Source organism: Sphingobacterium shayense (genome assembly GCF_013179575.1).
GTDB classification, from domain to species: Bacteria; Bacteroidota; Bacteroidia; order Sphingobacteriales; family Sphingobacteriaceae; genus Sphingobacterium; species Sphingobacterium shayense.
The window spans coordinates 15,778-28,538 of sequence record NZ_JABMCQ010000034.1; the positions used below are offsets into that span (position 1 = coordinate 15,778).

Consider the following 12,761-nt stretch of genomic DNA (forward strand, 5'->3'; position numbering starts at 1 on the left):
ACTCAAATTTGCCGTAGTATATTTAAATCTTATTGTACGTGGACATCTTCTTCACGGAAGAATTTCGCCGTAAAATACTCACGGTTCATTCTTGAAATATTCGATAGCTTAATGCCTTTAGGACACTCCGCTTCACATGCGCCAGTATTTGTACAGTTACCAAATCCCTCGGCATCCATCTGATCTACCATTGCTTGAGCACGTTCGTAACGTTCTGTCTGACCTTGAGGTAATAAGGCAAATTGTGAGATTTTTGCTGAAACGAATAACATCGCTGATGCATTCTTACATGCCGCAACACAAGCTCCACATCCGATGCATGTTGCTGACTCGAAAGCTTCGTCAGCCACCCGTTTAGGAATTGCAATTTCGTTCGCATCTGGTACGCCACCAGTGTTTACATTCACGTAGCCTCCGGCTTGTTGGATCCTGTCGAATGCCGTACGGTCTACTGCTAAATCTTTTAAGACAGGGAATGCGGCAGCTCTCCATGGTTCAATTACAATGGTTTGACCATCGTGAAATGAACGCATATGTAATTGGCAAGTTGTAATCCCATATTTAGGTCCGTGGGGACGTCCATTAATAACTAATGAACACATACCACAGATACCTTCCCGACAGTCGTGATCAAAGTAAACGGGGTCTTCACCTTTGCGTGTTAGGTCCTCATTTACGACGTCAAGCATTTCTAAGAAAGACATATCATCAGCAATGTCTTTCGCTTGGATAGTCACGAATTGACCTTTTGTTTTATCATTTTTTTGACGCCAAATTTTAAGCGTTAAATTCATATGTTGTGCCATGATAATATTGTTAAGCAGTGAAAGGGAGAGAAGGACAAGCATTTCTCCCTTTGCCCACTATTTATAACTTCTTTGTGTTAATTTGACGTTTTCGAATATCAATTCTTCTTTATGAAGAGTTTCGGCTTGATTTTCTCCTTTAAATTCCCATGCGGAGACAAAAGTAAAGTTTTCATCGTCCCTTTTCGCTTCTCCCTCTTCTGTTTGAGATTCAAGACGGAAGTGACCACCACATGATTCCGCCCGATTCAAAGCATCATCGACCATCAATTCTCCTAGCTCAATGAAATCTGCAACACGTCCAGCTTTTTCTAACGACAAATTCAGTTCTTCATTATCTCCTAAAACTTTTGCGTTCGTCCAAAAATCTTTCTTAAGCTCTTGGATTAAACCTTTCGCTTTTGTTAAGCCTTCGGCTGTACGAGCCATTCCACAATACTCCCACATGATCTTACCAAGTTCTTTGTGAATATCGTCAACAGTTTTCGATCCTTTAAGTGCTAATAAAGCGTTAACTTTATCTTCTACTTCTTTGCGCGTTTGTTCGAATGCAGGGTCTTTCTTATCTATCGGTGCAAATGAACCTAGTTTTGCTAGATAGTCACCAACAGTGTAAGGAATCACAAAATATCCGTCGGATAAACCTTGCATCAACGCTGATGCTCCTAAACGGTTAGCTCCGTGGTCGGAGAAATTACATTCTCCTAAAGCATAAAGGCCAGGGACTGTTGTCATAAGGTTGTAGTCAACCCAAATACCTCCCATTGTATAGTGGACCGCAGGATAAATACGCATCGGTTGTTCGTATGGGTTTTCGTCAGTAATCTGATAATACATGTCGAACAAGTTTCCGTATTTAGCAGCAACAGTATCTTTACCTAGACGTTGAATTGCCTCAGCGAAATCTAAGAAAACTGCAACACCGGTTTTTCCTACGCCGCGACCGTCGTCAACCATTTCTTTTGCGTTACGGGAGGCTACATCGCGAGGTACTAAGTTACCGAATGAGGGATACTTTCTTTCCAAGAAGTAATCTCTATCTGTTTCCTGAATGTCTGAAGGTTTCAGTTCTCCTTTGCGAAGTTTAGCGGATAGTTCTTTTGTTTTTGGTACCCATACACGACCGTCATTACGTAATGATTCTGACATCAATGTAAGTTTCGACTGGTGATCTCCAGTAACTGGGATACAAGTTGGGTGGATTTGCGTGTAACAAGGGTTTGCGAAGAAGGCGCCACGTTTGTGCGCTCTCCATGCTGCTGTCACGTTACAGCCCATCGCATTTGTTGAAAGGAAAAAAACGTTCCCGTAACCTCCGGTACAAAGTAGTACAGCGTGACCTTCGTGAGACTCTATTTTACCAGTGACTAGATCACGAGTGATGATACCACGGGCATGTCCGTCAATTTTTACTAAATCTAACATTTCGTGACGCGTGTACGAAGTTACTTTTCCTTTTTGGATTTGACGGTTCAATGCTGAATAAGCACCCAATAGTAATTGTTGCCCGGTTTGACCACGAGCGTAGAACGTACGAGAGACTTGCGCACCCCCAAATGAACGGTTGTCTAATAATCCACCGTATTCGCGTGCAAAAGGAACTCCTTGAGCGACACATTGGTCAATGATGTTGACCGATACTTCAGCCAGGCGGTATACATTTGCCTCACGTGCGCGGTAATCGCCTCCTTTAATTGTATCGTAAAACAAGCGGTAGACAGAGTCACCGTCGTTTTGATAGTTTTTAGCAGCGTTTATTCCTCCTTGAGCAGCAATTGAGTGCGCCCGGCGTGGAGAATCTTGATAACAGAAGGTTTTTACATTGTAACCTAGTTCGGCAAGGGACGCCGCTGCTGAAGCACCGGCTAATCCTGTCCCAACAACGATAATAGTGAATTTACGTTTGTTGGCGGGGTTAACTAGCTTCATGTCAAATTTATGTTTTGACCATTTTTCGGCTAATGGGCCTGCAGGTACTTTTGAATCTAACATATTTGAATACTTTATATTTAACAGATATCGATATATCTTAAATATTATTTAACGAAATAAAAATATAATGGCATTAATGCGAATAACACTGGAATGATTACTCCAAATACCCACACTCCTAAAAATTCAATTATAGGCACGTATTTTTTGTGAGATACGCCTAAAGTCTGGAAGGCAGACTTGAAACCATGGATAAGGTGAAATGCGAGAGCTGCCATAGCGATCACATATAAAATAACTAAACCAATATTCTCAAATGCGTAATCAACCTGCTTGTAAAGGTCGCGGGCTTTGACAATTTCGACATTGTTTTCAACAGTCTTTTGAAAATCATTGAAATCACCTGCCTGAATTTCTTGAGCAGCCGTTGCGCCCGTTGCAAGATCCGTACGGTACTCAATGTAAGGCACCTGATCATTATGGTATTTCCACCAAAAATTTTGTAAATGGGTAGCAATAAAAACAAGGATGATTGTTCCTAGGATTCCCATGTTGCGTGAATTCCATTTACTGTTCGCTTTACCATCGTACTGTGCGTAGCCGATCGGACGCGCAGCCTTGTTTTTCGAAGACAAGACAATTGCATAGATAGCGTGAATAATAATAGAAGCATAAAGTAGGTAAGAAACTACTTTAATCGGTGTGAAATGCGTCATAAAATACGCATAGTTGTTGAAAGCGTAACCTGCGTCATCTTTAAATAATTGCAAGTTACCAATCAAGTGAACTACCAGGAATGTACATAAAAAAATCCCCGTTAAGCTCATGATTAGCTTTCTTCCTAAGGAAGAACTTAATGCTGGCTTTGAATTACTCATTATCCTTAATGTTTATATTATTTCGCAAATCTATCCATTTGTTAACAAAATTTTGACAATAGGCTGGAAAAACGAATAATTTAGAATTATTCTAATCAAAAAGGGCTACACCGAATAAAATCAGTGTAGCCCAGTATATTGTGACTACTCCAGTTTTGGAAAAAGTCCTATAAGAATGCAAAACCTACCCCAACTGTCCACATGCGGATCTTTTGGTTGTAATCTGGTGAATCATTTAAGTCAGTAAGCCCATGTTCGTAACGAAGATCAACGGTGAATTTACTGATATCGGCTCCAATACCACCGATTACGCCAGTAGAGGTTTTCTTATATCTATCCCAATCAGTCGCAGTAGTAAAGCTTACTTTTCCGTCTTGCGCAAAAGAAAATACAGGGCCAGCTTGAATTCTAAAGCCTATAGGACCAATACCTATTTTAGTACCTAACAATACTGGTACATCAAAACTCTTAAAAGTCGCGTCTCCTTCTTGATCTCCGGTTTCAACACCGACTTTCTTATTTGCATAATATGCTTCTGGTTGAACATGGAATCCAGCTACTCCTACACGTCCCCATAAACCTAATTGATAGCCAGTTTTAGTGTCCGAATTAAAAAGCTTTCCTTCAGAACTTAGGCTTGAAAACCCTAGAGCCCCTTTCACACCAAACTTAATGCTTGGAAGTAGTTGTGCTTGCGAAGCGCTTATTGCAACAATCAAACAAATTAAAGTAAGTAGAGATTTTTTCATGTGAAAAATATTTGTTTATTTTAATAAATTACAATATTAACGTATTTATTTCAATTAATGATATATGGGTGTACTTAAAATATCTGCAGAAGAGTGGGAAACTCTCAAAATAAAATTGAGTAGAAAGTATAATCATCTTACTGATGACGACCTTCTATATACGCCTGGACAAGAGGAAGATTTACTGCTTAAATTGGCGGCGAGACTCCGCCGAAATAAGGAATACGTATTATTTACGCTATCTAAGGAATTGTCTAGTATTCAATCTAATAGCCTGTAGCAGATGTCCAGAGAAATTTCTTGGGAGTACTTCCAATCTGTTGATATACGGGTAGGAACGATTATACAAGCGGATGATTTTCCTAAAGCACGAAAGGCTGCCTATCAATTACGAATAGATTTCGGAAGTGAAATAGGGATCTTAAAATCCAGTGCGCAAATTACCCACCATTATACAAAAGAAGATCTTATAAATAGACAGGTGTTGGCGGTCGTCAATTTTCCCAAAAAGCAGATCGCGGATTTCATGTCGGAGTGTTTGGTTACAGGGGTTGAAGATAGCGATGGGCATATTGTGTTAACGGCACTTCAGTTGAAGGTGCCCAATGGAGTAAAATTAATTTAAATATGCGGATTTATCAATTTGGAGACGAAAGTGACTCTGCGGTTTCAATCGATGAGTTGTTTATGCGAGAGGCATTGAAGCTTGCTAATATGGCGCTTCAAGAAGATGAAGTACCCATTGGGGCTGTTATTGTCAGTCAGGGAAAGATAATAGGGAAAGGGTATAATTTGACAGAGCGACTACACGATGTCACAGCGCATGCGGAAATGCAGGCGTTTACTGCTGCGTCTAACTATATGGGCGGGAAGTACTTAAAGGATTGTACGCTTTATGTGACAGTCGAACCTTGTGTGATGTGCGCTGGAGCATCGTATTGGGCTCAAATTTCAAAAGTGGTTTATGGTGCAGCCGATGACAAGCGAGGTGCGTCGCGATATGGTAAATTATATCACCCCAAAACAGAAATTGTTGGAGGGGTGTTGGAAGAGCTGTGTAGTGATCTGGTAACATCATTTTTTCGTAATAAAAGATAATGAATTACGAATTTTCGTCGTTGGTTAAAACCGAAGCTGCTTTGAATTTGTTATATTCGTATTATTAACAATAATAAGTATCAAAAAAAATAATATTATGGCATTTGAATTAGAAGCTTTACCATACGCAGCGGATGCGTTGGAACCACACATTGACAAAGACACCATGGAGATCCATCATGATCGCCATCACCAAGCATATGTAGACAATTTGAATAAAGCAATTGCAGGTACGGATGCTGAGGGATTGTCGTTGGAAGAAATTAATAAGAATATTTCGAAGTATGCTGCAGGTGTACGTAATAATGGTGGTGGACATTTTAACCACAAATTATTTTGGTCTATTTTAGGTCCTAACGCAGGAGGAGAGCCTACTGGCGAATTGGCAGATGCGATTAATGCGACATTTGGTTCTTTCGCAGAGTTGAAGACGCAATTACAAAATGCCGGTGCTACACGTTTTGGCTCTGGATGGTCTTGGTTAATTGTTAAAGCGGATGGCCAGTTGGCTGTATCTTCTACGCCGAATCAGGATAATCCGCTAATGGATGTTGCAGAAGTACAAGGCACTCCAATTTTAGGAATTGATGTTTGGGAGCATGCTTACTATTTAAAGTATCAAAACAAGCGCCCAGCATATCTTGAAGCGATTTTCAACGTAATTAACTGGGATGCTGTTGCAAAACGTTTCCAAGAAGCAAAATAATTGAATAAACATAAGTTTGACAGGCGGTTATTTTTATGATTACCGCCTGTTTTTTTGTTAATGAGGTGTTATGAAAGATAAAATCATACTACCATATTGTGTGGGTGGTTGAGTGTAATGATATTTACCGCGTGTGCCCAGAGGCAACAGAAAATCGAAGCCTCGACTCCGTGGTTTGTAAAAACTACTTCTAATACACGAGCGACATTTGGAGCAGGCTTTTTTGGTGTGTAGAGGCACAGTTCGGATGGCTTAACGGTGTCGATACGGTTCTTTCTGGCCATTTTTCAGGAGGCATGTTGAGTAAACCCAGCGATGAGCATGTGTCGTCGGAGCGTACCGGACATGCAGAGGTTATCAATGTTCAATATGATAATCGGCTACAACGAACTTTTAAAAGCTTTTTTTATAGCTCATGACCCAAGCCAGTTAAATAGACAGGGAAATGATGTCGGACCTCAATATCTGCCTATCATATTCGCACATTCAGCGATCCAAAAACAGAAAAGCATATATTACATCAATAAATTGGAGGATGAAAATGTTTATGATAGGCCTATCGCGACAACGGTGTAAGACTTTAAAGCTTTTTTTCCTGCCGAAGATTATCATCAACAATATTATCAAAATAACAAAGACGCACCTTATTGTTCGTTCGTGGTTCAACCGAAAATGAAGAAATCTTAGAAAATATTTGCGGAGAAGATCAAAGCTATTGAAAAATAGCTCCTATTTATTCATAAAAAGGGGTTGCTGCTAAAAAAACAACAACCCATAGTATATTTTATAAATATTATTCTCCTGCTAGGGTAGCTTTCTCGTCAAGCGCTGTTCCATCGACTACCGCCCTGATTTTTGCTTCTAGCTCATCACTTAAGTCAGGATTATCTAGCAACAATGATTTAACGGCGTCGCGGCCTTGGCCTAATTTAGTATCGCCATAGCTAAACCAAGAACCTGATTTCTTTACGATTCCGTATTCAACGCCAAGGTCGATAATTTCTCCTACCTTCGATATACCTTGGCCAAACATGATGTCAAACTCTGCAATTCGGAATGGAGGAGCTACTTTATTTTTAACAATTTTTACTTTTACACGGTTACCTGAAACTTCATCAGAGTCTTTAATTTGTGAAGTACGACGGATATCTAAACGTACAGATGCGTAAAATTTCAGCGCATTCCCCCCGGTAGTCGTTTCGGGGTTACCGAACATTACTCCGATTTTTTCCCGTAATTGGTTAATAAAGATACAACAACAGTTTGTTTTAGAGATTGTACCTGTAAGTTTTCGTAAAGCTTGTGACATTAAGCGGGCTTGAAGTCCCATTTTCGAATCGCCCATTTCACCTTCAATCTCGCCTTTAGGTACGAGTGCAGCAACTGAGTCGATAACTATGACATCAATTGCTCCTGAACGAATTAAGTTATCCGCAATTTCTAGACCTTGCTCGCCGTTATCCGGTTGAGAGATGAGTAAGTTTTCGACATCAACGCCTAATTTTTGCGCGTAATATTTGTCAAAGGCGTGCTCCGCGTCAATTATTGCAGCAATACCACCCTGTTTTTGGGCTTCAGCAACGATATGAGTAGCTAAGGTTGTTTTACCGGATGATTCCGGGCCATATATTTCAATAATACGCCCTTTTGGTACACCACCAATTCCTAAGGCTATATCTAAACCTAGTGACCCAGTTGATATCGACTCGATAGGTTCAACAGCTGTGTCTCCTAATTTCATTATTGCGCCTTTCCCGTATGATTTTTCGAGTTTATCTAAGGTTAGCTGAAGCGCTTTTAATTTATCTGAATTGCTCATGTTTTTAGTATATAGTATTCAAAAATAGGGTAATTTTTTTTTAAGTACAAATTTATTTTGCTAATTATGTTAGATTATTTGCTTTTCTCACGTTGATATGTGTTTTCGAAATATTTACAAAAATAGGTGATGGGACATTTTTCACATTTAGGTGTTCGAGCAACACATATGTACCGACCATGGAGAATGAGCCAATGATGTGCAACCGCTATGGTTTCCTCTGGGAGATACTTCACTAACTGTTTTTCTACGGCTAATGGTGTTGTCGCTCGACTTGTAAGTCCGAGTCTGTTGCTCACCCGAAATACATGGGTATCCACCGCCATAGAAGGGTTATTATAAACAACAGAAGAAATGACATTAGCGGTTTTTCTACCTACACCAGGAAGTTTAATAAGATCGTCAATTTTTTCAGGCACAACGCCCCCAAACTCAGTGGTGAGTTTTTTCGCCATACCTACTAAATGCTTAGCTTTGTTATTAGGGTAGCTAACAGAACGAATGTAAGTGAAAACTTCCTCAGAGGTGCTGGCTGCTAATGATTCCGGTTCGGGAAATCGTTCGAATAATGCAGGTGTTACTTGATTAATTCGTTTATCAGTACATTGAGCGGACAATATAACCGCGACTAAAAGTTCGTATGGGTTGGTGTAATTTAACTCGGTCTGAGCATCGGGGTTATGGGTGGAGAAGTAAGCTACAAATTCTCTATATCTCTCTTTCTTTAGCATGTAACAAAGATATTCAAAAACGACATTAAAAAACAAAGTCTCTAATTTTTGTTTAGAGACTTTGTCGAATTACTTTGTTAAGCTTTTTGAGAAATTTAATATATTCTCAATGACCCTAGGGGTTGGTTCTTTAATTAGTTTCTTGAAACCAGACTTTAGTGTTTCTTCGTATATTTCGTCTGTCCTATTTACCATAGTTTCCTGTGTCTCACTTAAGTTAGTATCATGTTCTTTTGTAGTAAAGTATTCGACCATACGCGTTTTGTTTTAGTGATACCTATAAAACGCAAGATAAAATTTTATATTATATAAAATTTAACATTTTTTTACTTTTTTATTTCAATATAGCGTTCAGCCTCGTCAATAGCCGATTTTGCATTAACAATGCCGCCGGATACGCTTATCTCATCTAGATATACTTTCTTAGTCCCTCCTTCGCTCTTAATTTTTACTTTTTCGTCCACCTTGGTCACTGACTTCATGATAATCTCTTTTACTTCTTTTGCAGTAAGTTCTGGATAGTAGGAGCGGATTAATGCAGCTAATCCAGCCACTACCGGTGCGGCCATGCTAGTTCCATCTTGTTGTTTGTATGAAGATCCCGGCATCGTTGAGTTTATTTTTACTCCAGGAGCAAACACGTCAACGGATTTATATCCGTAATTGGAAAAACTTGCTAATAAGTCATCATTCAACTCGGATGACGTTGCCCCCACGGTAATCCAATTGTCTACTTCACCGGTGATTGCATTTAAACTGTCGGTGAAATATTTCATTGGGTAATTCGGTGTCACATCGTTGTTTTCCGAATCATTACCTGCAGCGTGAACTAATAGTACATCTTTTTCCTGCGCGTACTTTATCGCTTCATCTACCGTTTTCTTGTTATATACATAGCCCTTTCCAAAGCTCATATTTATCACCTTTGCGCCGTTGTCGACAGCGTAGCGAATCCCATTGGCAACATCTTTGTCTCGCTCATCCCCGTCAGGAACTAAGCGGACCCCCATTATTTGTACGTTATTCGCGACGCCGTTTATGCCAATTCCGTTCTCGCGCTTAGCACCAATAATACCAGCGACGTGCGTCCCGTGTTCGGCATCTGGCCCTTGGATGTCGGGGTTGCCATAATGGCGTTCTGAGGCATCTTCGTAGTTATCTCCAACGATAGCACGTGAGTTATATTCCTTATTAAGATGGTATTTCACTTGTGCGCTGAAATACTTTACTCCTTCGGCTAAGTCCTTATAAAAATCTTCAAAACTAGTGTCACCTAAACTGCGTTTTATCATCCTTATAGCCATCTTTTGTCGATCGGATATAGCGTTGAATCCGTCGATATCTTCTTTGGTAATATCTTTAGGATCCTTCTTCAAATCCTCGATAATTTTATCAGTCTCTTCTTTTAAGGTGCCGTAGTTTAAATTACCGAAATTAGCTTGGTCGAGTTTTGTTGTGTAATCAGCAACCATCCGTTGATAGGCAACAAATTCACGCCGCTCAGCTTCGCTTAGTGGAGTTGATGGGAGGACAGACATGTATTTAGGCTCATATATTCGTATTTGCCGAGTTACCTCCAAGTTATCATACTGCACATTTTCACCGCTTGCATTTCCGAGAAAATTCCAACCATGAATATCGTCGATATAACCATTATTATCGTCGTCTTTGCCGTTTCCAGGGGTCTCTCCGGCGTTTATCCATATTATATCTTTTAGGTCTTCATGATTATAATCAATTCCCCCGTCTAAAACCCCTACAATTATTTTAGTCGATTTTTTACCTTTTAATTGTTCGTAGGCTTTTTCTGTACTAATACCGCGGACCCCATCTACTGTATAATCTAAGTTGTACCAATTTTGTGGGTTCTTGGCTTCATTCTGTGCATGGCCCAAAAAAGGAAGGATACTGATACCTAATAATGCGTAACGTTTCATTGTACCTGTCATATATGTTTGTTTCGTCTTAAACAAAGATAATGGAACTTATATGCAGTTCTTGTTAAAAAAGTATAAATACGGTTATTTTTGATAAATTTAGATTTAAAGCTAGCCGACATGTTTAAAAAGTGGAACTATATAGTTATTATTGGGGTTATGATAATAACCTCATGTGCTGAAAAAAATGGAGGATCGCTTGTGCGCTGGCCAGATATCGCTGCCCCTCTCGCGACAAAGAAATCGTACACTAGAATTATCCATTCCGATACTGTACAGGATGAATATTAATGGTTGAACGATTATTTCAAAAAGGGGCCGGATTCTTCTTCGGTAATAGCGTATTTGGAAGAAGAAAATAAATATACGACTGGAATGATGGCCGATACTGAAAAGTTACAAGGGGCGCTATTTGAGGAAATGAGGAGCCGTATTAAGGAGAAGGATGAATCTGTTCCCTATTTAAAAAACGGCTATTATTACTATAGTAGAACCGATGAAGGGAAGCAATATTATAAGTTTTGTCGTAAGAGGGGAAGCCTTAGTGGGAAAGAAGAGGTTTTGCTCGACGTCGATGCCATGGCCGAGGGCTATGCTTATTTCTCAGTGGGGGGCTTCTCAGTGAGCCCTGATAATAAGTTGTTAGCCTATGGAGTAGATACCGTTTCACGACGGGAATATACCATCTATGTTAAAAATCTTGAAACGGGAGAACTTCTAGCAGATCAGATGGAACGGACGACGGGAGGGTCAGTATGGGCAAATGACAGCAGAAATTTATTTTATACGTCGCAAAATCCAGTTACCTTGCTAAGCGAAAAAATTATGCGTCATACATTAGGCCAGATAAGTCAAACAGACGTTACAGTGTATCAAGAAGAAGATAAATCCAATTATATTGGGGTTGAAAAATCGAAAAACGGAGCATATATTTTAATTTATTCTGGAGGAACCCTCTCGTCCGAAGTATACTTACTTGACGCGAATACGCCTGATAAACCCTTTAAATCTTTTCAACCTCGTATAAAAGATGTGTTATATAGTGTCATTCCGCTCGCAGATCGTTTTTTAGTTCTTACTAACGACGATGCAAAAAATTTCAAAGTGATGGAATGCCCGTTAGATAGGACCGAGAGAGAGAATTGGAATACCTTCATACCCCACAGAGATGACGTTTTGATTTCTAATTTGGACGAGTTCAAGAATTTTATTGTTATATCTGAACGCAAGAATGGGTTAACACACATGGCAATCCGTTCGCTAGCTGATGATAGTCAACATTATTTAGATTTTGGTGAGACGGCGTACACAGTATATCCAAGTACTAATGTTGAATATGATTCGAATGTTTTACGCTACGGTTATACTTCATTGGTAACCCCTTCATCGACGTTTGATTACAATATGGTGAACAAGAGAAAGGACCTCTTGAAGCAACAAGAGGTAGTGGGAGGATACAAGAAAGAGCACTATATTACTGAACGTTTGTTCGCTACCGGCATGGACGGAACAAAGGTGCCTATTTCGATCGTTTACAAAACGGGTTTTGAAAGGAATGGTCGAGCTCCTCTACTTCTTTATGCTTATGGATCATATGGTTCTTCTATGGATCCGTCTTTTAGTTCTTCTCGTTTAAGTTTATTGGATCGAGGATTTGTTTTCGCCATAGCTCACATTCGGGGCGGAGAAGAAATGGGCCGCCAGTGGTACGAAGACGGTAAAATGCTAAAAAAGAAAAACACATTTATTGATTTTGTTGATTGTGGGAAGTATCTCATTGAACAGGGGTATACCACGTCAACACATTTATATGCACAAGGTGGAAGCGCTGGGGGCTTATTGATTGGAGCGGTTGCGAATATGGCTCCCCAGCTATGGAATGGAATGATTGCAGAAGTCCCATTCGTGGATGTTGTCACAACAATGCTTGATGAAACGATCCCGTTGACGACCAATGAATATGATGAGTGGGGTAATCCCAATGAAAAAGAAGCATATGCATATATGAAGTCGTACTCTCCTTATGAAAATGTTGAGGAAAAAGAATATCCGAATTTACTTGTTACGACAGGATTACACGATAGCCAAGTGCAATATTTTGAACC

14 protein-coding genes and 1 pseudogene are annotated in these 12,761 nt (G+C 39.8%); 7 read left to right on the plus strand and 8 right to left on the minus strand.

The genetic code is table 11. From position 1 onward, the window contains the following. Positions 1-29: 29 nt before the first annotated feature. The 4 genes from HP439_RS06235 to HP439_RS06250 all read right to left on the minus strand — a co-directional run bounded on the left by HP439_RS06235 (position 30) and on the right by HP439_RS06250 (position 4,365). Complete coding sequence (locus HP439_RS06235) at positions 30-806, minus strand: succinate dehydrogenase/fumarate reductase iron-sulfur subunit (protein ID WP_172389485.1); 777 nt, start codon at positions 804-806, stop codon at positions 30-32. A gap of 57 nt (positions 807-863) precedes the next feature. Next, positions 864-2,798, minus strand: a complete 1,935-nt coding sequence (locus HP439_RS06240; RefSeq protein ID WP_172389486.1) for a fumarate reductase/succinate dehydrogenase flavoprotein subunit — start codon at positions 2,796-2,798, stop codon at positions 864-866. Positions 2,799-2,842: 44 nt separating this feature from the next. Next, positions 2,843-3,616: a succinate dehydrogenase cytochrome b subunit gene (locus HP439_RS06245; RefSeq protein ID WP_172389487.1), complete on the minus strand. Its 774-nt coding sequence runs from the start codon at positions 3,614-3,616 to the stop codon at positions 2,843-2,845. Between the two features lie 167 nt (positions 3,617-3,783). Further along, entirely contained in the window at positions 3,784-4,365 is a 582-nt protein-coding gene (locus tag HP439_RS06250) for a porin family protein (RefSeq protein WP_172389488.1), read from the minus strand. A gap of 64 nt (positions 4,366-4,429) precedes the next feature. Between HP439_RS06250 and HP439_RS06255 the strand changes: the two genes are divergently transcribed. From HP439_RS06255 to HP439_RS06270, 4 genes are all read left to right on the plus strand, one after another. Continuing rightward, positions 4,430-4,645: a hypothetical protein gene (locus HP439_RS06255; protein ID WP_172389489.1), complete on the plus strand. Its 216-nt coding sequence runs from the start codon at positions 4,430-4,432 to the stop codon at positions 4,643-4,645. A 3-nt stretch (positions 4,646-4,648) separates the two neighbouring features. Continuing rightward, positions 4,649-4,990, plus strand: a complete 342-nt coding sequence (locus tag HP439_RS06260; RefSeq protein ID WP_172389490.1) for a tRNA-binding protein — start codon at positions 4,649-4,651, stop codon at positions 4,988-4,990. Between the two features lie 2 nt (positions 4,991-4,992). Beyond that, positions 4,993-5,463 (plus strand): nucleoside deaminase, encoded by a 471-nt coding sequence (locus tag HP439_RS06265; protein ID WP_172389491.1) that lies wholly within the window; start codon positions 4,993-4,995, stop codon positions 5,461-5,463. Positions 5,464-5,560: 97 nt separating this feature from the next. Next, positions 5,561-6,169 carry a superoxide dismutase gene (locus HP439_RS06270; protein WP_216657779.1) on the plus strand — a complete coding sequence of 203 codons (609 nt, stop codon included), beginning with the start codon at positions 5,561-5,563 and terminating at the stop codon, positions 6,167-6,169. An 83-nt stretch (positions 6,170-6,252) separates the two neighbouring features. Here HP439_RS06270 and HP439_RS19375 read toward each other — a convergent pair whose 3' ends face one another. Further along, positions 6,253-6,453, minus strand: a complete 201-nt coding sequence (locus HP439_RS19375; protein WP_216657780.1) for a hypothetical protein — start codon at positions 6,451-6,453, stop codon at positions 6,253-6,255. Between HP439_RS19375 and msrA the strand changes: the two are divergent. Then, positions 6,376-6,856, plus strand: a pseudogene (gene msrA, locus HP439_RS19705) (peptide-methionine (S)-S-oxide reductase MsrA). The gene HP439_RS19375 and the pseudogene msrA overlap by 78 nt on opposite strands. 106 nt (positions 6,857-6,962) lie before the next feature. Here msrA and recA read toward each other — a convergent pair. The 3 genes from recA to HP439_RS06290 form a co-directional block, all read right to left on the minus strand. After that, positions 6,963-7,988: a recombinase RecA gene (gene recA / locus HP439_RS06280; protein WP_172389492.1), complete on the minus strand. Its 1,026-nt coding sequence runs from the start codon at positions 7,986-7,988 to the stop codon at positions 6,963-6,965. A 74-nt stretch (positions 7,989-8,062) separates the two neighbouring features. Then, complete coding sequence (nth, locus tag HP439_RS06285; protein ID WP_172389493.1) at positions 8,063-8,719, minus strand: endonuclease III; 657 nt, start codon at positions 8,717-8,719, stop codon at positions 8,063-8,065. A 326-nt stretch (positions 8,720-9,045) separates the two neighbouring features. Beyond that, a complete protein-coding gene (locus tag HP439_RS06290; RefSeq protein WP_216657782.1) occupies positions 9,046-10,668 on the minus strand; it encodes a S8 family peptidase in 1,623 nt (540 codons plus the stop codon). A gap of 78 nt (positions 10,669-10,746) precedes the next feature. Here HP439_RS06290 and HP439_RS19515 point away from each other — a divergent pair, with 78 nt between their 5' ends. Together HP439_RS19515 and HP439_RS06295 are read left to right on the plus strand one after the other, a co-directional pair. Further along, on the plus strand, positions 10,747-10,947 hold the full coding sequence (locus HP439_RS19515) for a hypothetical protein (RefSeq protein ID WP_246229281.1): 201 nt from the start codon (positions 10,747-10,749) through the stop codon (positions 10,945-10,947). Positions 10,948-10,950: 3 nt separating this feature from the next. Next, positions 10,951-12,761 (plus strand): S9 family peptidase (locus tag HP439_RS06295; RefSeq protein ID WP_246229283.1); only part of this gene is annotated, 1,811 nt, incomplete at its 3' end.

What these genes read in the sequence shown, in the direction of transcription:
- HP439_RS06235 (WP_172389485.1), bottom strand. Translation starts at nt 806, where the DNA reads ATGGCACAACATATGAATTTAACGCTTAAAATTTGGCGTCAAAAAAAT.
- HP439_RS06240 (WP_172389486.1), bottom strand. Translation starts at nt 2,798, where the DNA reads ATGTTAGATTCAAAAGTACCTGCAGGCCCATTAGCCGAAAAATGGTCA.
- HP439_RS06245 (WP_172389487.1), bottom strand. Translation starts at nt 3,616, where the DNA reads ATGAGTAATTCAAAGCCAGCATTAAGTTCTTCCTTAGGAAGAAAGCTA.
- HP439_RS06250 (WP_172389488.1), bottom strand. Translation starts at nt 4,365, where the DNA reads ATGAAAAAATCTCTACTTACTTTAATTTGTTTGATTGTTGCAATAAGC.
- HP439_RS06255 (WP_172389489.1), top strand. Translation starts at nt 4,430, where the DNA reads ATGGGTGTACTTAAAATATCTGCAGAAGAGTGGGAAACTCTCAAAATA.
- HP439_RS06260 (WP_172389490.1), top strand. Translation starts at nt 4,649, where the DNA reads ATGTCCAGAGAAATTTCTTGGGAGTACTTCCAATCTGTTGATATACGG.
- HP439_RS06265 (WP_172389491.1), top strand. Translation starts at nt 4,993, where the DNA reads ATGCGGATTTATCAATTTGGAGACGAAAGTGACTCTGCGGTTTCAATC.
- HP439_RS06270 (WP_216657779.1), top strand. Translation starts at nt 5,561, where the DNA reads ATGGCATTTGAATTAGAAGCTTTACCATACGCAGCGGATGCGTTGGAA.
- HP439_RS19375 (WP_216657780.1), bottom strand. Translation starts at nt 6,453, where the DNA reads ATGGCCAGAAAGAACCGTATCGACACCGTTAAGCCATCCGAACTGTGC.
- recA (WP_172389492.1), bottom strand. Translation starts at nt 7,988, where the DNA reads ATGAGCAATTCAGATAAATTAAAAGCGCTTCAGCTAACCTTAGATAAA.
- nth (WP_172389493.1), bottom strand. Translation starts at nt 8,719, where the DNA reads ATGCTAAAGAAAGAGAGATATAGAGAATTTGTAGCTTACTTCTCCACC.
- HP439_RS06290 (WP_216657782.1), bottom strand. Translation starts at nt 10,668, where the DNA reads ATGACAGGTACAATGAAACGTTACGCATTATTAGGTATCAGTATCCTT.